This is a genomic window from Aureimonas sp. D3 (assembly GCF_001463805.1).
GTDB lineage: Bacteria > Pseudomonadota > Alphaproteobacteria > Rhizobiales > Rhizobiaceae > Aureimonas > Aureimonas ureilytica_A.
Window position 1 is genome coordinate 23,334 of the sequence record NZ_BBWM01000035.1, and the last position, 18,572, is coordinate 41,905.

An 18,572-nucleotide genomic window follows, 5' to 3' on the forward strand; every position below is an offset into this window, starting at 1 on the left:
AAAAAGGGTACGAGGCCAATGGCGGCTGGTTCGAAGCTTCTGAGCGCACTGTCTGCAGCAGCTCTCTCGTCTACCGTGCTCACTGCGTCAGCCGTCACTATGGGGCTTGTGACCCTGTCTGAAGCTGAAGCGGCGACCGTGAATCGCATCGAAGTGCGTGGCAATCAGCGCGTCGATGCTGATACGGTCCGCAATCTGATCGACATAAAGCCTGGCCGGAATGCGAGCGACGCGGATGTCGATGCGGCCGTGACCAAGCTGTTCTCGACCGGCTTGTTCTCCGATGTGCGCGCCCGTCAGCAGGGCGGGGTGCTGATCGTCGATGTGTCCGAGAATCAGATCGTCGGCGACGTCATTTTCCAAGGCAACGACAAGATCAAGAACGAGCAGCTCGTCGCTACGGTACAGACTGCGACTCGCGCGCCCTACAACGCGGCAACGGCACAGGCCGATGTCGAGGCGATCAAGGCTGCCTATGTCCGGATCGGTCGGTCCGACGCGACGGTTTCCGTGCGCACGGCTCCAGCCGAGGGCAATCGCGTCAACGTTGTTTTCGACATCCAAGAAGGTGACCGCACGCGGATCGGCGGGATCAATTTCGTTGGGAACAACGCCTTCGGCGATTCCCGACTGAAGGAAGTCATCGCGCTTCGCGAATCTGGTCTCTTCAGCTTCCTTCAGCGCAACGATATCTACGCGGAAGATCGTCTGCGCGCCGACGAGGAGGCGCTGCGTCGCTTCTATTTCAACCGCGGTTTCGCGGATTTCCGGATCGTTTCATCGGTTGCCGAGCTGGAGCCGACGCAGAACAAGTACTTCATCACGATCACTGTGGATGAAGGTGAGCGCTACACTTACGGGACGGTGAATATCGACTCGACCGTTCCGGGTATCGACGCTCAGGCGCTTCAGTCTCAATTGAAGACCAAGCCGGGCGACACCTATAGCGCCGAGAAGGTCGAAGAAACGCTTGTCGATCTGACGAACGCCGTTGCCAATCAGGGCTACGCATTCGCGCAGGTGACGCCGCGCGGCAATCGCGATTTCGCCAATAATACGATTTCGATCGACTACGTAATCGACCAGGGTCCTAGGGCCTATGTCGAGCGTATCGAAATTCGTGGCAACACGAAGACCCGCGACTACGTCATCCGTCGCGAGTTCGACGTGTCCGAAGGTGACGCGTTCAACCAGGTTCTGGTCCAGCGCGCCAAGAAGCGTCTGGAAGCTCTTCGTTTCTTCAAGACGGTCAATGTCTCCACGGCCCCGGGAAGCCAGCCGGATCGCGTAGTCCTGGTGGTTCAGGTCGACGAGCAGTCCACCGGTGAGTTCTCGGTCGGCGGTGGCTACACGACGAGCGGCGAGAATTCTGGTCCCGTCGCTGAAGTCGGCATCACCGAGCGCAACTTCCTCGGTCGCGGTCAGTTCGTGAAAGTCTCGGCCGGTTTCGGTGAGAACACGCGCAACTACAACCTCTCGTTCACCGAGCCCTATTTCTTGGGTCGCCGCCTCGCAGCCGGCTTCGATCTGTATCGCACCGAGAACTCGTCTTCGAGCGCCTACGACATCAAGCGGACGGGTGGAACGCTACGTATCGCCGCTCCGATCACGGAGAACCTCACGGCGCAGATTGCGTACAACTACAAGGAAGAGACATTCGGGGACAACAGGGGTCTGACGACGAACCCGTTCACCGGTTTCCCCTACGCCTTCGTCAATGGCCAGGCTCTCGCCAGCACGTGCGGCGATCCGACAATTGGTGGTCGTCTGCCGGGACTGAGCGCGCCTCTCTACACGCTCTCGCCGATCATCAACAAGGCGATCTGCGACAGCCCCTATTCGACGTCGTCGGTGTCCTACGCGCTGACTTACAATACGCTGGACAACCAGCGCGACCCGCGCAACGGCGTGTTCGCGCAGGTCGGGCAGGAAGTGGCGGGTCTCGGCGGCGATGCGCGGTTCATCCGTACGACGGGTCGCGCCTCCTACTTCAGCCTTCTCTCCGAAGAATATGATGTCATCGGTCAGTTGAGCGGTGGCGCGGGGAATGTCAGCGCCATCGGGGACGATCTGCGCGTCTTCGACAACTTCTTCAAGGGTCAGGACATCGTTCGCGGCTTCAAGTACCAAGGTATCGGTCCGCGTCAGAATGGCGTCGCGATTGGTGGTACGAACTATGCCAACGCCTCGGCGGAAATGACGTTCCCGCTGCCGCTGATCTCGCGCGACCTCGGCTTCCGTGGTGCGGCCTTTGCCGATGCCGGCTCTCTGTGGGGCCTCGACAATACGGACGGGCAGCTCGGAATTCAGGGCGAGGAATTCGCGCTGCGCGCATCGGCCGGTGTCGGTCTGATCTGGGCGTCGCCTTTCGGCCCTCTCCGCGTCAACTACGCGGTGCCGTTGGCCAAGGAGAACTACGACAAGGTGCAGGAATTCTCCTTCGGTTTCTCGTCGCGGTTCTAACGGCGAGGGTTTCGCGTCTCAAATGATTGAACGCTCCTTTTTTCAGCGCGGCGAGGGATATACCCTCGCCGCGCTGGCCTCTTTATGTGGCGGTGAACTCTTAGATAGCGCCATAGCCGATCGGCGTGTGACGGGCGTTGCGGCTTTGAAAGAGGCCGGACCCGACGACGTCGCGCTGTATGAGAATCCCAGCTACTCACCGGATCTCGCAGTCTCTCGCGCGGGTCTGATCGTTACGTCCAAGCGCCACGCCGCCTCTATTCCCGAGCATTTCCCGGTGTTGGTCGCCCGGCACCCGCAAACGGCGTTCGGTCAGATCGGGCGGTCTTTGTTTCCGACCGCGACGAAACCTGCATCACTCCTGACCGCTGGCGAGATCTCGTCCTTGGCGTCGGTCCATCCGTCGGCATTCCTTGAGCCTGGCGTGACCATCGAACCTTTCGCCATGGTCGGCGCGAGAGCTCACATTGGAACGGGAACGGTTCTGGCCTCGGGCGCGATTATTGGCGAGGGCTGCCAGATCGGGCGGCATAGCTATATCGGAACACACGTTTCCGTCCAGCATGCTCTGATCGGCAACTCCGTGGTTATCCATCCTGGTGTGCGGATCGGCCAGGACGGCTTCGGTTATGTTGCGGGACCGGCCGGGCTTGAAAAGGTCGTACAGATCGGTCGGGTCATCATTCAGGATGGCGTCGAGATCGGTGCCAACACGACGATCGATCGTGGGGCCGTGCGTGATACGGTCATTGGTGAAAACACGAAAATCGACAATCTTGTGCAGATCGCGCACAACGTCACAATCGGTCGAAACTGCGTGATCGTCGGCCAAGTCGGCATCGCGGGAAGCGTAACGATCGGAAACGGCGTGGCTATCGGCGGCCAGTCCGGCGTCAACGGCCATGTCACAATCGGCGATGGAGCCCAGATCGCAGCCGTCAGCGTGGTGGCAGGTGATGTGCCCGCCGGTGCGCGATGGGGCGGGACGCCGGCACGGCCGGTGCGCGACTGGATTCGCGAAATGGCGCAGTTGAAGAAACTGGGAAAGACGGCTCGGAGAGATGAACGTGACGATGGGTGAGACGCCGGCTGCCTTGGAGAGCGCCGATATCCTCAAGCTGATGCAGCTTTTGCCGCATCGCTATCCGTTTCTCTTGGTGGACCGTATTGTCGAAATCGATGCCGATCGCCGAGCTGTCGGCATCAAGAACGTAACGGCGAACGAGCCGCATTTTCAGGGGCATTTCCCTCATTACCCTGTCATGCCAGGCGTTCTGATCATCGAAGGGATGGCGCAGACGGCCGGAGCCATTTGCCAGCTCGCCACAGGTGGAACGGCCAGCTCGATCGTTTATTTCATGACGATCGATAACGCCAAGTTCCGAAAGCCTGTGGTGCCTGGAGACCGTCTCGAATACCACGTCACGCAGTCGAAGAAGCGCGGAAATATCTGGAAATTCGATTGCGTCGCTCTGGTCGATGGCGCCAAGGTTGCCGAGGCGACCATCAGCGCCATGCTGGTGCCGGAAGGTTCGAACTAGACGATGGCACATGAGACGTTCATTCATCCGACGGCGGTTGTCGAAGATGGCGCAACCATCGGTGTCGGATGCTCGATTGGGCCGTTTTGCCATATCGGGCCGAATGTCGTTCTGGGCGCCGGTTCGACGCTGCGTTCCCATGTCGTGATCGCCGGGCATACGCAAATCGGTGATGGTGCGAAAATTTATCCTTTCGCTTCCATCGGGCATGACCCCCAACATTTAAAGTATCAGGGTGAGGAGACCCGGCTCGTCATCGGCGCGAATTGCCTGATTCGCGAACATGTGACATTGAATCCTGGCACGGTTCAAGGGCGCTCGGAAACGACGGTCGGAGACAATTGCGCATTCTTCACGGGTTCGCATGTCGCGCATGACTGCGTCGTTGGATCGAACGTGACGTTGATCAACCACGTCATGCTCGCGGGCCATTGCGTCGTGGGCGATTACGCGACCATCGCCGGCGGATCGGGCATCCATCAGTTCACGCGAGTGGGCCATCACGCCTATGTCGGCGGGCTGGCGGCCGTGGAGGGTGACGTCATTCCCTTCGGCATGGTTCTCGGCAACCGAGCCTATCTGTCGGGGTTGAATGTCATCGGCATGAAACGGGCCGGGTTTGGTCGCGAGGCGATCCGAAACGTGCGTAAAGCCTACCGTATGCTGTTCTCGGACGATCTGACCTTCCGCGAAAACATGGAGGAGGTCGAGTCGGAATATCCCGACGACCCGCTGGTTCAAGACCTTCTCGGATTTATCCGATCCGGCGGAGATCGCGCTTTATGCTTTCCTCGCAGCACGCGACCGGCTTGAGCGCAGTCGACGGCATTCGCCCTAGCCGACCGCTTGAGCGGCTCGGAATCGTCGCGGGTGGTGGCACTCTTCCTTTGCTTCTTGCCGAAGAGGCGAAGCGCCTGGGATGGCAGCCCTTCATTGTTGCCATAGCGGATGGACGCCAACGGAGCTGGGAGGGATGGGATCACATTTCCCTGCCATGGAGCCGGACGGGGGATGTGTTCGACCATCTTCGCCGAAGGAATGTGAGCAAGATTGTTTTCTCCGGCACAATCTCGGTTCGTCCGGATTATCGGTCGATGCTGCCAAGCTGGCCGACGCTCAAGATGCTACCCGAGCTCTTTCGAATGACCCAAGGCGGAGACGACAGTCTGCTCCGCGCCGTCGCGCAGGTTTTTGAACGACGCGGAGTGGAGGTGCTGAGCGTTCAGACCATCATGCCGAACCTGCTTCTTCCGCTCGGAAACTTGACCAATGTGGCGGTTGTGGCCAATCACGAAGCCGCCATCGACCGGGCCGAAATCGCTGCCGTTCGTCTTGGCCTTCTCGATATCGGTCAGGCCGTCGTTGCCTCCCAAGACCGCATCATCGCACTCGAGGGAATCGAAGGTACACGGGAGCTGCTGCTTCGCGTCGCGGATTTGCGAAGTCGAAAGCGGATCGGCCGCGGGGAGGCTTGCGTCCTGTTCAAAGCGTTCAAGCCACAGCAGGATATGCGCTTCGACCTCCCCAGTATCGGCGTCGAAACCATCGCTCAAGCCGAGGCGGCGGGCATTGCCGGCATCGCCATGACGGCCAAACGATCGCTGCTCATTGAGCCACAGAAGGTAGCGGACGCTGCGCAGACCGCCGGCCTCTTCGTTCTGGGGGTGCAAGACATGGAAGACGGTCGGCTATGAAGATAGCCTTCGTGCTCGGCGAGGAATCGGCTGACCGCATCGGAAGCGAGGTGGCTCGAGCCTTGCGCACGCGATTGGGCCCATCGCTGCAACTCGTGGGGCTGGGCGGTAAAGCTCTCGAGAAGGAAGGTCTCGAAAGCCTTTTCGATGTCGAGGAACTTTCGATCATCGGTGTCGGGGCCATCCTGGCTCGCCTGCCGCGACTTCTATTCCGGCTTCGACAGACGGTCGAGTTCCTTGTGGCGGAGAAGCCAGACGCGATCATCACGATCGACAGCTTCACGTTCACCAATCGCGTCGCCATCCGAGTTCGAAAGCGCTGGCCAGAGGCCACCATCGTCAACGTCGTGCCGCCGGCGATCTGGGCTTACAAGCCGGGCCGGGCGCAGGCCCTCGGCCAAGCTGTCGATCATGTTGCGAGCTTGTTTCCCTTCGAGCCTCGTTATCTCGCGGAGCACGGTGGTCCGCCGGCGACCTATGTCGGCCATCCGCTTCTCGACCACCCTGGCTTGGACGAGATTCTGGAGCGCGAACGCTTCTCAGGGATGCGCCTGCCCTCCGAGCCAGCGCATCTCCTTATCCTGCCAGGCTCGAGGCGCGGCGAGATCCATCGTTTGATGGATGATTTCGGGCGGACCTATCAGCTGCTCCATGAGCGGATGCCCGGTCTGCGCGCGAGTCTTCCAGTTGTGCCACGGGTCAGAAATCTGATCGAGCAACGGCTTGGGAGTTGGCCTGTCCGCCCCGAGCTCCTCGATGGCAACGAGGCGAAATGGGCGGCTTTCGGGACAGCTGACGCGGCTTTGGCGGCCAGTGGCACCGTGTCGCTCGAACTCGCCCTAGCAGGGGTTCCTATGGTCCTGGCGTATAGGCTGGACCCCGTGTCCTATCTGCTGCGCCATCTCGTCACCGGTTGGACGGCGGCGTTGCCGAACTTTCTGGCAGGCCACCCGCTGGTACCCGAACATTTTCATGAATTCGTTCGCCCGGAAGCGCTCGCCCGACGGCTGGAACGGCTGATGAAGCCGACGCCTGAGCGGGCTGCACAACTCGATGGGCTAAGGCAAATTCGCGAGGTGATGAGGGTCGAACATCCGCCCGCCCAGACCATCGCCGATCTTATTGTTCGCGAGATCGAAACCCGCAAGACCGGCAAAAAAACAGGCGCCTGAAGCGCCTGTTTCCGTATCTAATCCTTCGATCAGCGATCGCCGACCGAAAGGTAGTCGCGCTGGGGCGCACCCGTGTAGAGCTGACGTGGGCGGCCGATGCGCTGATGCGGATCCTCAATCATTTCCTTCCACTGCGCGATCCAGCCGACCGTGCGCGCAACAGCGAACAGAACGGTGAACATCGTGGTCGGGAAGCCGAGCGCCTTCAGCGTGATGCCCGAATAGAAATCGACGTTCGGGTAGAGCTTCTTCTCGATGAAATACTCGTCATGCAACGCGATATGCTCGAGTTCCATGGCGACTTCGAGCAGCGGATCGTCCTTGATGCCGAGTTCGTTCAGAACTTCGTGGCATGTCTGCTGCATGATCTTGGCGCGCGGATCGTAATTCTTGTAGACCCGGTGACCGAAGCCCATGAGGCGGAACGGATCGTTCTTGTCTTTCGCGCGAGCGATGAACTCGGGAATGCGATCCTTGGAGCCGATCTCCGCCAGCATGTTGAGCGCGGCTTCGTTGGCGCCGCCGTGAGCGGGGCCCCAAAGGCAGGCGATGCCAGCTGCGATACAGGCGAACGGATTGGCCCCCGACGAGCCGGCAAGACGAACCGTCGAGGTCGATGCGTTCTGCTCGTGGTCGGCATGCAGAATGAAGATGCGGTCCATCGCTTTCGCGAGAACCGGGTTGATCTGATACGGCTCGCAGGGAACCGCGAAGCACATGTGAAGGAAGTTTTCCGCGTAGGACAGATCGTTGCGCGGATAAACGAATGGCTGGCCGATATGGTACTTGTAGGCCATGGCGGCGAGCGTCGGGGTCTTCGCGATCATGCGGATCGACGCGACCATCCGCTGATGCGGATCGGTGATGTCGGTGGAGTCGTGATAGAAAGCGGAGAGAGCGCCAACCGAACCGACCATGACGGCCATCGGATGCGCGTCGCGGCGGAAGCCCGTGTAGAAGCGGGACATCTGCTCGTGCACCATGGTGTGGCGCGTCACGTGGTAGACGAAGTCGGCTCGCTCGCTCGCGGTCGGCAGTTCGCCGTAGAGAAGGAGATAGCAAGTCTCCAGGAAGTCACCGCGTTCCGCGAGCTGATCGATCGGATAGCCGCGATGCAGAAGCACGCCTTCGTCACCATCGATATAGGTGATCTTCGACTCGCAGGACGCCGTCGAAGTGAAGCCCGGATCGTAAGTGAACAGGCCCGTGTTCTTATAGAGGGACGCGATGTCGACCACATCGGGTCCGATGGTTCCTGATCGGAGCGTCAGCTCCGCGCTCTTGTCTCCAAGGGCCAGTTTCGCCGATTGATTCATGCGTTACCCCTTCTGCACGAGCTCAGGCGCCCATGGCCGCTCCTGCGGCGAACGCCAGCTTCGTGCGAATGCGTATCGGAAAGGTGGTTAAGGAACAAGTTTCTGGAGGAAAGCATTTTTGCGCCGCAACACCCGCTCCAGCTCGACGTCGAACGTCCACGCCTTCGAAGAGGCCTCGCGAAGACGAACGATTCAGTTCGCCCTCGCGTCAAAAGCGGTTTGAAAGAGGAGCTTCGGCGTTCATCTCTTTCGAAGGCAGGCCTTTAGCGCCCTGTTGTAGTCGCCTTACGCCGACACCTGGTCCTGAAGTCGTCCGAGCGTTTCCTCACGCCCGAGGACGGCCAGGACGTCATACACGCCCGGGGATGTGGAACGCCCTGTGAGTGCGGCACGAAGCGGCTGGGCGATCTTCCCGAGTTTCAGTCCCGACGATTCGGCGAATCCCTTGATCGCGACTTCCAAGGGGGCGGCGGACCAGTCGGTCACCTCCCTCAGGACTGGCAAGAGATCGCGCAGGATATCGCGCCCGCCGTTGGTGAGAATGTCGGCCGCCTTTTCATCCAGCGAAAGCGGCCGCTGGGCAAAGAGATAGGCCGAGCTTTCGGTCAATTCGACCAGCGTCTTGGCTCGCTCCTTCAGCCCAGCCATGGCCGCGCCGAGCCGCGCGCGAACGGTCGCATCGTCATGCTGACGAAGAATATCGCCATTCGGCAGGTGGTCGCGTTCCACCATCAGGGTTTCCACGAGATCATCGTCGGACGAGCCGCGAATCCAATGGCCGTTGATCGCATCCAGCTTGGCGAAATCGAAGCGAGCTGCGCCTTTGTTGATGTCGACCGTATCGAACCACGAGATCATGTTCTCGATCGACATCACCTCGTCGTCGCCATGGCTCCAGCCGAGGCGCACGAGATAATTGAGAAGCGCTTTCGGCAGGTAGCCCATCCCGCGATAGGCATCGACACCCAAGGCACCGTGCCGCTTCGAGAGCTTGGCGCCGTCCGCACCATGAATGAGCGGGATATGCGCCATGACGGGCACGTCCCAGCCCATCGCCTGATAGATCAAGGTCTGACGTCCGGCATTCGTCAGGTGATCGTCGCCTCGAATGATGTGCGTCACACCCATATCGTGATCATCGACGACGACGGCGTGCATATAGGTGGGGGTGCCATCCGAGCGGAGCAGGATGAAATCATCCAGATCCTTGTTTGGAAAACGAACGTCTCCCTGAACCACATCGCGAACCAAAGTCTCGCCCTCTTGCGGCGCCTTGATGCGGATCACAGGAGCAACGCCGGCAGGGGCTTCCGAGGGGTCGCGGTCGCGCCAGCGGCCATCGTAGCGCGGTGGGCGCTTTTCAGCTTTCGCCTTCTCGCGCATCTCATCAAGCTCGGCGGGGGAAGCGTAACAATAATAAGCCTTGCCAGCGGCGACCAGTTCTTCCGCCACCTCGCGATGCCGGGCAGCGCGCGCAAACTGCGACACAGGCTCACCATCGGCTTTCAGGCCGAGCCAGTCGAGACCTTCGATGATCGCCTGAACCGCCGCGTCCGTGGAGCGCTCGCGGTCCGTATCCTCGATCCGCAGCAGCATCGTGCCACCCATGCGCCGGGCATAGAGCCAGTTGAACAGGGCCGTTCTCGCGCCGCCGATGTGAAGGAAGCCTGTCGGCGAGGGGGCGAAACGTGTCACCACGCGGTCGGTCATTCGTCTGCCTTTGAAAGCGGGGCGCGACCTCGCCGCAGGCCCCGGTTGGGATGCGCCTGACCGGACAGACCGGGCTGCGCTTTCGTGCTTCGGTGTGTAACATACACCTAGAAGGACTCAAGGCGGAGCGCCCGTGCCGGCTACAACGCCTGATGCACCGATGCCATCGACATCGGATCTGCGGATCGACAAGCCGGGTGAGCGCTCCGAGCAGAGATGGGGGCGCAGCCGCAATTCTTTGTTGCGCCTGAAATCCTGGCTGGCCGATCAAATCCAGATCGAGCAAGAGCAGCGCTCGTCTTTCGCGTTCCTTCCGATCGGGACCATGCTGGCGATCGGTTTGATCTATGGATGCGGCTGGCGCCCCTTTGTCTGGCTCGCGCCCGCCCTTCTTGCGCTGTGCTGGCTTGCTTCGAGGCTCTCCGAGGCTAAACCTTTCAGGCGGTCGCTGCTTCTCCTGCCTCTTGGCTTCGGTTTGGGGCTGGGTGCGGGATGGGTGGAACTGACCACGACACGAACGGTCATGTTGTCCGGGAATGCCACGACACGCATCATCGGCGTGGTGACTCTGCGGGAACAGAACGATCGCGGGCGCTATCGATACACGATCGATGTCGAGCGAACGGAGCGGCCGACCCTTTCGCGTCCGCCGCAACGCGTTCGCGTTCTCGTGTCGAGCCGACACGAGCCCTTGCCCATCGGGGCCCGCTACTCCGGGCTCGTGCGGCTAAGTCCGCCAGCAGGACCAGCTTTTCCCGGCGCTTATGATTTTGCCTTCACGCCGTTTTTCGATGGTACGAGCGCGTTCGGCTATTCCTTGGGCCCTCCCAAGGTCTCCGAAGAGGAGGAGGCGGTACCCAGCGGCCTGATGGGCCAAGTCGCAAGCCTTCGTCTCGCGATCGGCGAACGCATTCGGGCTGTTCTCCCTGACGAACGAGGAGCCGTCGCAGCGGCCTTGATCAATGGCGAACGGGCCGGCATCCCCAAGGACATCGAAGACGCGCTCCGTGCGACGGGTCTTGCCCATGTCCTCTCGATTTCCGGGTTCCACATGGCACTGGTCGCGGGCATGACCATGGTCGTTGTGCGAGGCGCGGCTGCCGCTTTTCCGGCCATCGCCCTTCGATGGCAGACGAGGAAGATCGGCGCGGTCCTGGCCTTGGGGGTCACCGGCTTTTACTTCCTACTAGCTGGAGACAATGCCGCCACCGAACGCTCCTTCATCATGATCGCCATCATGCTGGGCGCGGTTCTGGTGGATCGACCTGCACTGACAATCCGCAACGTCGGTATGGCAGCGATGGCGGTGATGTTGATCTCTCCGCACGCCTTGATGACCGCTACGTTCCAAATGTCCTTCGCAGCAACCGCCGCTCTGGTGGGTGCATACGGCGCATACTCTCGCTGGTCGAACCAGTCCGACGGTAAGGCAAGCGATCACGCTCGCTTTCGAACACTCGCACTTTTGCTTCTCGGCGCGTTTCTGTCATCCCTGATCGCGGGTGCGGCGACCGCACCCTATGCCGTCTATCATTTTCAGCGGGCCGCTCCATTCGGCCTCGTGGCCAATGTTCTGGCGACGCCGATCTTTTCGTTCTGGATCATGCCGCTCGCTCTGGCTTCGGTCTGCCTGATGCCCTTTGGTTGGGAAAGCATGGCGTTGCATCCCATCGGTTGGGGGCTGGACGTCGTATTCTGGCTGGCGAAACGCCTGGCTGAAGAATTACCGGACTACGCCGTGGGCCAGATCGGCCTCGCAAGCCTTCTCAGCCTCACTATGGCTTTACTCGTCCTGTCATTTTGCCAGAGCGCGATGCGCTGGCTCTTCGTTTTGCCATTGACGCTCGGCTGGGTCTTGATCCCACCGACCAATCGACCCGAGCTTCTGATTGCGGAGGATGCTCGGGATATCGCGGTGATCGGCCAGGATGGATCGACCATTGATCTGCGCAAGCGGCCCAATCGCTTCATCCACGATCAATGGCAACGCGCATTTCAACTTCGATTGCCACCGTCTCGTACCCCTCGGAAGCAGTTCGAGTGTTCAGGCGATATCTGCCGCGCGACATCGCGGTCAGGCCTCCGCATCGCATGGAGCGACAAACTGGAACGTATGGGAGAGCTTTGCGACAGTGCCGACATCGCCGTGATGGCGCGAGCGCCCCGCATGACGTCGTGCCGTTCCGGCGCGAAGCTCGTCACGCTTCGCACTCTCCGGCAGACCGGCGCTCTTTTGCTTCCCTCCGCAAACGGAGCGCAATGGACCCTTCAACCCTCGATCGCTCAGCCCTTCAACGAATGGAACGTGCATCGATCGGCCCCATGGCCGGAAAGCGAAAGGCGAAACCAGCGCTCCGAACCCGGGCAGGTCGGGTTACCTCATCGTTCTAGTGATAGCGCCGAATGAGCCCGACAAGACGCCCTTGAACCTTGACCCGGCCCGCTTCCAAAACACGCGTCTCATAGGCAGGATTGGCGGCTTCCAATTCCACGACGGAGCCTCGCCGACGAAAGCGCTTGAGCGTCGCCTCTTCGTCGTCGATCAGAGCCACGACGATCTCGCCCGCTGTCGCCGTCTCAGAACGCTGGATCAGAACCGTGTCTCCGTCCAGAATGCCCGCATCGACCATCGAATCGCCTTTGACGTCCAGGGCGTAGTGTTCACCGGAGCCGAACATCTCGACCGGGAGGGCGATGGACCGGCTGTTTTGTTGGATCGCAGAAATGGGAACGCCTGCAGCAATGCGTCCCATGACCGGTACGGGCATCGAATCATTGGCCGGTTCCGCTCTCGCCAGGACCGGCTCGATTCCGGCACGCTTCGGAAGAGGGATCACTTGCCGCGAGATCGACGCTTCCGACGCCGTCGGTACCGCCAAACCGCCGTTCGAATCCTTGCCACTCAGGGAGTCCGGCAGGCGCAGGACTTCCAAAGCCCGAGCCCGATTGGGGAGACGCCGGATAAAGCCCCGTTCCTCCAAGGCGGTGATGAGACGATGGATTCCCGATTTGGATTTCAGATCCAAAGCCTCCTTCATCTCGTCGAAGGAGGGAGGAATTCCGACCGATTGCAAACGGTCATGAATGAAGAGAAGCAATTCATGCTGCTTGCGGGTCAACATCGCGCGAATCCGGACAAAACAAAACCTGAACAAACCCTATATGTTCTGTTTGTGTTCTGCAAGGAACTCCATCACGTCAATCGAACGAACTCGCAGGTTTCTCCCGGCTGGGCGGCGGCGGCATGAGGGGGACGAACCAAAAGGGCATCGGCGGTCGCGAAGACACTCAGAAGCGACGAGTCCTGCCGAGCAAGCGGCATGAGGACCGTTCGTCCGTCGTCGTCTTGTTCGATCGTTGCGCGCATGAAGTCCGCCCGATGGTCATTCTCGAGAACGGCCGCACCGAGTGTTCCGGTTTCGTATCGGGGGCGAGACGGGCGCCCGGCGAGACGTTCCACGAGCGGCCGAAGAAACAATTCCGCCGTTACGAGGCTCGACGCCGGGTTGCCGGGCAGGCCCAGGAATCGCATCGCCTCATGGCGACCTGCCATCAGAGGTTTTCCCGGTCGCATGGCGACCTTCCAGAAATCCAGTTCGACACCGCACTCCCGCAGGACCGGCGCAACAAGATCATGATCACCGACCGAAGCTCCGCCGATGGTCACGAAAACGTCGATTCCCTCGGCTCTGGCATTCTCGAAAACCCGTCGCAAGGCTGCTCGATCGTCGGGGACGATGCCATAGGAGATGGCGTCGCCACCCGCCGCTTCCACGATCGCTGCAATACCGAAACCGTTTGACGCGACGATCTGCGAGGGACCAGGGCGCGTGCCAGGCCAGACCAGTTCGCTGCCCGTCATGACGATCGCGACCCGGGGGCGAGCGCGCACGGGCACAAAATCGTATCCGGCGCTTGCCGCGAGAGCGATGGAAGCAGGGCGCAAAACGGCTCCATCAGCCAGAACGGGCTTACCTGCTTGGAAGTCATTGCCGGCAGGGCGGATATGGCGCCCCGGCTGCACAGGCTCCAGCACGATGACAGTCGAAGGGTCGGGACGTTCGGTGTTTTCCTGGATTACGACGGCATCTGCCCCTGCGGGTACAGGAGCACCGGTAAAGATCCGTACGGCCTGATTTGCCGAGACCGTCCCTTCAAAGGCTGCGCCGGCAGCCGCTTCGCCAATAACGCGAAGTTCCGTTGCCGCAGAGCGCAGATCGTCGGCACGAACGGCGTATCCATCCATGGCGGAGGCATCGAAGGCCGGTTGCGTCAGCCGAGCCACGAGATCGCCCGCCAGACGCCGACCGGCCAGAGCGTCGAGCCCGACCTGCTCGATACGCCGAACGGGTTCGGCGTCCGTCAGCAACCTCGCCAAAGCCTCTTCGACTGGAAGGAGGCTCACTCGGCGCTCCACGCACCCGATCGGCCGCCAGCTTTTTCCAACAACCGGATAGCGCTGATGGTCATGCTGCGGTCCACCGCCTTCGCCATATCGTAGATCGTGAGGCAAGCCACCGAAACGGCCGTCAACGCCTCCATCTCGATTCCGGTCTTGCCACTGACGCGGCAAGTCGCGGTGACGCGAATGCCGGGAAGAGCCGGTTCGAAGTCCAGTTCGACCGACACCTTCTCCAACATCAGGGGATGGCAGAGAGGGATCAGATCATGGGTTCTCTTTGCGCCCATGATCCCGGCGATCCGCGCGATCGCCATGACATCGCCCTTCTTGAGGCTGCCTTCTCGAATCAGATCGAGCGTTTCGGCCTTCATCAGCACGAGCCCTTCGGCGCGGGCCGTTCGGATCGTTTCGGCCTTCTCGCCGACATCCACCATATGGGCGGAGCCATCGGCGGCGAGATGCGTCAAGGATGGTTCGCTCATGCGCTATGAGCCTGTCCGCCAAACAGCAACCTGCGCGTCGCCGCCTCGACATCGTCCTGCCGCATCAGGCTCTCGCCCACGAGGAAGGTCCGAATGCCGGACGCGGCCAGCCGAACGCAGTCCTCATGACCATTGATCGCGCTTTCACCGACGACGATCCGGTCAGCGGGAACGATGCGCGCCAGTCGCTCGCTCGTCCCGATATCGGTTTCGAAGGTCCGCAGATTGCGATTGTTGACGCCAAACAGCGACGATCGGAGCTTGAGCGCCCGTTCGGCCTCCGTCTCGTCATGCACTTCCAGCAACACATCGAGACCGAGTTCGATCGCGGCGCACTCCAGTTCGTTGGCCAGCGCATCGTCCACGGCAGCGAGAATGATCAGAATAGCGTCCGCACCCCAGGCGCGAGCCTGCGCCACCTGATAGGTATCGAACAGAAAGTCCTTGCGAAGCGCGGGCAGGGCGGTCGCACCTCGTGCCGCCGTCAGATATTCCGGGGCACCCTGAAAGGACGGAGTGTCGGTCAAAACACTGAGACACGCAGCGCCCGCGCGCTCATAGGCCTGAGCGATCGATACCGGCTCGAAATCAGGTCGGATGAGCCCCTTGGACGGGCTCGCCTTTTTCACTTCCGCGATCAGCGCGAACTGACCGAGCGAATGCTTGCGCCGCAGCGCGTCGGCAAAACCTCGGGTCGGCGGCAGGTCACGCATGACGCTTTCGAGAGCGGCGAGGGACATCTCGCGCTTCGCATCGGCGATTTCTTCGCGCTTGTAGGTTTCGATCTTTTCGAGAATGTCGGTCACGACGGTCTTCTCCCGATCTCTTGTGATGTTGTCACGAGCCGGGCCAGCGCTTCAGCCGCTCGTCCTTCGGCGAGTGAGGCTTTCGCCATTGCTACCCCTTGGTCCAGACTTGACGCCTTATCGGCGACGATCAGAGCACCGGCAGCATTGAGCAGCACGATGTCCCGATAGGCGCTGGGCTCGTTGGCCAGAACACGGCGAAGCGCTTCGGCATTATGTGCCGCATCACCGCCGATGAGGTCCGAGGTGGGATGGAGCGCGAGCCCCGCCTCTTCGGGCATGAGTTCCCATTCGCGGATCGAGCCATGTTCCAGACTGGCGACATGCGTGCGACCGCACACCGTCATCTCATCCAGACCCTCCCCGTGGACGACCCAGGCTTTCTCGGCCCCCAACGCGTTCAAGGCCTCCGCAAGCGGGCGAACCCATTCACGGGAATAGACCCCCAACAGGAGCCTTTTGACGCCGGCCGGATTCGCCAAAGGACCAAGCAGGTTGAAGATCGTACGGGTTCCTAGTTCCACGCGGCTGGGGCCCACAAAGCGCATAGCCGCATGATGCGTGGGCGCGAACATGAAGCCCAAGCCGGCGGTGGAAATGACCTCTCCGATCTGATGCGGCGAGAGATCGACATTGACACCCAGCGCCGCCAGCACATCCGCCGAACCCGACCTGGAGGACAGCGCCCGGTTGCCATGCTTGGCGACCGTCAGGCCGCAACCTGCAACCACGAAGGCCGCACAGGTCGAGACATTGTAGGTTCCCGCTTGATCGCCACCCGTCCCCACGATGTCGATCGCATCGCCAGGGGCCTCCACCGGGAGCATGTTGGCGCGCATGACGTCCACCGCGCCGGCGATCTCGTCCACGACCTCGCCACGCACCCGCAGCGCCATCAGGAAACCGCCGATCTGCGAGGGCGTCGCTTCGCCCGACATCAGGATCGAGAAGGCCGCCCGCGCTTCCGCCCGATTGAGCGCCTCGCCGGCTGCGACCTTGGTCAGAAGCGGCTTCATTCCTGCGCTCATCGAACGCTCGCCTTCGCCTGCTGGATCACGGCCTGATTATACGTCACATCGACCCCGCTCTGGAGCGAGGCGATGTAGCTCTGTTCGAGATCACCCCGAAGCGCCTGGCTCAATCCGGTCTTCGTGGTCTGCGCGACTGAGGCCGCGGGGTCAGCCGGCGGCGCCACTTCGGACACTTGGAGAACCAGAACTTGCCCGGAATCCTTCGCAGGTGTGGAGGCAACGAACCCTTGCGGCCCGGAGAAGGCTGCGCGCATCCCCGCTTCACCCAGAACGGGCAGAGCGGACTGCCGCGTCACGGCCGAGGCCGTCTGAAGAGACAGTCCTTCGACTTCCGCCATGTCGCCGAAGGACTGGCCCTTGCGGACGCGCTCGGCCAGAGACTGGCCGCGATCGACCGCCATTTGAACCGCCTCGTCCTGCTTCCAGTCCGCTGTTACGCGGGCGCGAACTTCATCCAGCGGACGCTCGCGCGAAGGGATGACTTCGCCGGGTGCCAGAAAGACGTAGCTGTTTCCATCGAAATTGACCGGCGGAATATCGTTGCCTTCGTCACCCGTGAAGACAGCACCCAAGACTTGCTGGGAGCCAGGGATCGTGTCGACCTTCGTGCCGTCCTGCGTCACCCCTTCCCGCGATACGGGCGGCACCGACACCACCTTCAAGCCCGCCTGTTCGGCGGCCTCAGCGAGCGGAGCCCCACTCTGCAGAGAATCCGACATCGTGTTGTAGGCGCTTGTGATACGCGCATTGGTCGCATCGCGCGCGAGACTCTGGCGGATGTCGGCTCTAACATCATCAAGCGGACGCACGACCTCCGGCTCGACCGCAGTGACGTTCAGAATCACGGGTCCGAACGGACCCTCCACGACCGCGGTCGGGACACCCACCTGAGCGCCGAAGGCGGCATCCGCGAGCGTCGCGTTCCCAAGAGCCGCACGACCGATCGTTCCGAGATCGGCCACTTCGCGCCCTGCTTGCTTGGCGGCATCGGCTAGGGAACGGCCAGATGCGATGGCTTGCGCGGCGGCGTCGGCAGTTGCGCGGTCGGGGAAAACGACCTGCTGAACGGCGCGGCGCTCGGGAGTCGTGAACTGGGCGCGGTTGGCCTCGTAGTAGCGCGCGATCTCCTCGTCCGTCACCTTGTCCGTCTCGGCCATGGTGGCCGGCGTCAGAGCCACATAGGAGAACCCTCGATATTCGGGCGCGCGATACGTGTCCTGATGCTCGGTGTAATAGGTGCTGAGATCATCGTCCGATGGATCGGACATGCTGTCAGCGGGCTGGGGCTGGAGAACCGCATATTGAACGGTGCGCCGCTCTCCATTGTAGATCCCCAAGGCATCGACAAAGGCGTTGGGGATTACGACGTCGTCCGCAACGGCACCGAGCAATTGCCCTCGCACCGCCGAGCGCCTGAGATCCGTGAGATAAGCGGCTTCGCTGAGACCGGCATTTGCCAACACCGCCCGCATGGTGTCACGCGAAAAGCGGCCGCTTGCGTCTTGAAAGGCTTTCTCGCGCTGAATCAGCGTGATCAATCCCTCATCGGAAACGGCGATGCCATCGTGCTCGGCTTTCAGATCGACCAACGCGCCGGCCCGCAATTGCGCCAGAACGGTCTGGTCCACGCCGAACATTTCGGCTTGTTCGGACGTCGGGCGACGCTGCAGCTGCTGTGCGAGGCGATTGAGCCCCTGCTGATAGGCCTGCTGGTATTCCGCCACCGAAACCCGGATGTCACCGGCTTGCAGAACGGTCGATCCCGAGCCGTGAGACCGCAGCCCATCCGCGATACCCCACACCACGAAGCTGACGGCGAGGCCACCCAGCAAAAGTTTGGCGACCCAACCCGAGGCACCGCGACGCATCTGGTTCAGCATCCGCTGCGAACTCCCGATCTTCCTAGTCTCATCGATGTCCCGAATAGGCATTCCGAACGGAGAAGAAAAGTCGAT

Annotated in this window: 15 protein-coding genes; 7 read left to right on the forward strand and 8 right to left on the reverse strand. The window is 61.4% G+C overall.

Going from position 1 to position 18,572, the window contains the following annotated elements; translation table 11 throughout:
• Positions 1-18: 18 nt before the first annotated feature.
• Genes bamA through lpxB form a run of 6 tightly spaced genes read left to right on the forward strand, consistent with a single transcriptional unit; the run spans position 19 to position 6,870 of the window.
• Positions 19-2,463, forward strand: coding sequence for an outer membrane protein assembly factor BamA (gene bamA / locus AUL36_RS10155; protein ID WP_058598377.1), 2,445 nt, complete (start codon positions 19-21; stop codon positions 2,461-2,463).
• A 22-nt stretch (positions 2,464-2,485) separates the two neighbouring features.
• Complete coding sequence (gene lpxD / locus AUL36_RS10160; RefSeq protein ID WP_062220214.1) at positions 2,486-3,544, forward strand: UDP-3-O-(3-hydroxymyristoyl)glucosamine N-acyltransferase; 1,059 nt, start codon at positions 2,486-2,488, stop codon at positions 3,542-3,544.
• A complete protein-coding gene (gene fabZ / locus AUL36_RS10165) occupies positions 3,537-4,004 on the forward strand; it encodes a 3-hydroxyacyl-ACP dehydratase FabZ (RefSeq protein ID WP_058635417.1) in 468 nt (155 codons plus the stop codon). Before lpxD ends, fabZ begins: the two co-directional genes overlap by 8 nt.
• A 3-nt stretch (positions 4,005-4,007) precedes the next feature.
• Positions 4,008-4,817 carry an acyl-ACP--UDP-N-acetylglucosamine O-acyltransferase gene (gene lpxA / locus AUL36_RS10170; RefSeq protein WP_062220216.1) on the forward strand — a complete coding sequence of 270 codons (810 nt, stop codon included), beginning with the start codon at positions 4,008-4,010 and terminating at the stop codon, positions 4,815-4,817.
• Positions 4,814-5,698, forward strand: coding sequence for an LpxI family protein (locus AUL36_RS10175; protein ID WP_244497097.1), 885 nt, complete (start codon positions 4,814-4,816; stop codon positions 5,696-5,698). Before lpxA ends, AUL36_RS10175 begins: the two co-directional genes overlap by 4 nt.
• Entirely contained in the window at positions 5,695-6,870 is a 1,176-nt protein-coding gene (gene lpxB, locus AUL36_RS10180) for a lipid-A-disaccharide synthase (protein WP_062220220.1), read from the forward strand. Before AUL36_RS10175 ends, lpxB begins: the two co-directional genes overlap by 4 nt.
• A gap of 29 nt (positions 6,871-6,899) precedes the next feature.
• On the opposite strand, the gene gltA is transcribed toward lpxB, so the two are convergent.
• Both gltA and gltX read right to left on the reverse strand, forming a co-directional pair.
• Positions 6,900-8,186, reverse strand: a complete 1,287-nt coding sequence (gene gltA, locus AUL36_RS10185) for a citrate synthase (protein WP_058598373.1) — start codon at positions 8,184-8,186, stop codon at positions 6,900-6,902.
• Positions 8,187-8,471: 285 nt separating this feature from the next.
• Positions 8,472-9,896, reverse strand: coding sequence for a glutamate--tRNA ligase (gene gltX / locus AUL36_RS10190; protein ID WP_062220222.1), 1,425 nt, complete (start codon positions 9,894-9,896; stop codon positions 8,472-8,474).
• Between the two features lie 133 nt (positions 9,897-10,029).
• On the opposite strand from gltX, the gene AUL36_RS10195 reads away from it, so the two are divergent.
• Positions 10,030-12,303, forward strand: coding sequence for a ComEC/Rec2 family competence protein (locus AUL36_RS10195; RefSeq protein WP_210168850.1), 2,274 nt, complete (start codon positions 10,030-10,032; stop codon positions 12,301-12,303).
• Here AUL36_RS10195 and lexA read toward each other — a convergent pair.
• The 6 genes from lexA to AUL36_RS10225 form a co-directional block, all read right to left on the reverse strand.
• Positions 12,284-13,018: a transcriptional repressor LexA gene (gene lexA / locus AUL36_RS10200; RefSeq protein ID WP_062220225.1), complete on the reverse strand. Its 735-nt coding sequence runs from the start codon at positions 13,016-13,018 to the stop codon at positions 12,284-12,286. The two genes, AUL36_RS10195 and lexA, sit on opposite strands and share 20 nt — an antisense overlap.
• 71 nt (positions 13,019-13,089) lie before the next feature.
• Complete coding sequence (locus tag AUL36_RS10205) at positions 13,090-14,301, reverse strand: molybdopterin molybdotransferase MoeA (RefSeq protein WP_062220228.1); 1,212 nt, start codon at positions 14,299-14,301, stop codon at positions 13,090-13,092.
• Positions 14,298-14,780, reverse strand: a complete 483-nt coding sequence (gene moaC / locus AUL36_RS10210; protein ID WP_062220229.1) for a cyclic pyranopterin monophosphate synthase MoaC — start codon at positions 14,778-14,780, stop codon at positions 14,298-14,300. The genes AUL36_RS10205 and moaC overlap by 4 nt, the downstream gene beginning before the upstream one ends.
• On the reverse strand, positions 14,777-15,586 hold the full coding sequence (trpC, locus tag AUL36_RS10215) for an indole-3-glycerol phosphate synthase TrpC (protein ID WP_062220231.1): 810 nt from the start codon (positions 15,584-15,586) through the stop codon (positions 14,777-14,779). Before trpC ends, moaC begins: the two co-directional genes overlap by 4 nt.
• Positions 15,583-16,614, reverse strand: coding sequence for an anthranilate phosphoribosyltransferase (trpD, locus tag AUL36_RS10220; protein ID WP_062220233.1), 1,032 nt, complete (start codon positions 16,612-16,614; stop codon positions 15,583-15,585). Before trpD ends, trpC begins: the two co-directional genes overlap by 4 nt.
• Positions 16,611-18,497 carry a SurA N-terminal domain-containing protein gene (locus AUL36_RS10225; protein ID WP_062220234.1) on the reverse strand — a complete coding sequence of 629 codons (1,887 nt, stop codon included), beginning with the start codon at positions 18,495-18,497 and terminating at the stop codon, positions 16,611-16,613. The genes trpD and AUL36_RS10225 overlap by 4 nt, the downstream gene beginning before the upstream one ends.
• Positions 18,498-18,572 lie beyond the last annotated feature (75 nt).

Excerpts from the sequence above, each read along its gene's own strand:
- bamA (WP_058598377.1), top strand. The coding sequence starts at position 19 with ATGGCGGCTGGTTCGAAGCTTCTGAGCGCACTGTCTGCAGCAGCTCTC.
- lpxD (WP_062220214.1), top strand. The coding sequence starts at position 2,486 with ATGATTGAACGCTCCTTTTTTCAGCGCGGCGAGGGATATACCCTCGCC.
- fabZ (WP_058635417.1), top strand. The coding sequence starts at position 3,537 with ATGGGTGAGACGCCGGCTGCCTTGGAGAGCGCCGATATCCTCAAGCTG.
- lpxA (WP_062220216.1), top strand. The coding sequence starts at position 4,008 with ATGGCACATGAGACGTTCATTCATCCGACGGCGGTTGTCGAAGATGGC.
- lpxB (WP_062220220.1), top strand. The coding sequence starts at position 5,695 with ATGAAGATAGCCTTCGTGCTCGGCGAGGAATCGGCTGACCGCATCGGA.
- gltA (WP_058598373.1), bottom strand. The coding sequence starts at position 8,186 with ATGAATCAATCGGCGAAACTGGCCCTTGGAGACAAGAGCGCGGAGCTG.
- gltX (WP_062220222.1), bottom strand. The coding sequence starts at position 9,896 with ATGACCGACCGCGTGGTGACACGTTTCGCCCCCTCGCCGACAGGCTTC.
- lexA (WP_062220225.1), bottom strand. The coding sequence starts at position 13,018 with ATGTTGACCCGCAAGCAGCATGAATTGCTTCTCTTCATTCATGACCGT.
- moaC (WP_062220229.1), bottom strand. The coding sequence starts at position 14,780 with ATGAGCGAACCATCCTTGACGCATCTCGCCGCCGATGGCTCCGCCCAT.
- trpD (WP_062220233.1), bottom strand. The coding sequence starts at position 16,614 with ATGAGCGCAGGAATGAAGCCGCTTCTGACCAAGGTCGCAGCCGGCGAG.
- AUL36_RS10225 (WP_062220234.1), bottom strand. The coding sequence starts at position 18,497 with ATGCTGAACCAGATGCGTCGCGGTGCCTCGGGTTGGGTCGCCAAACTT.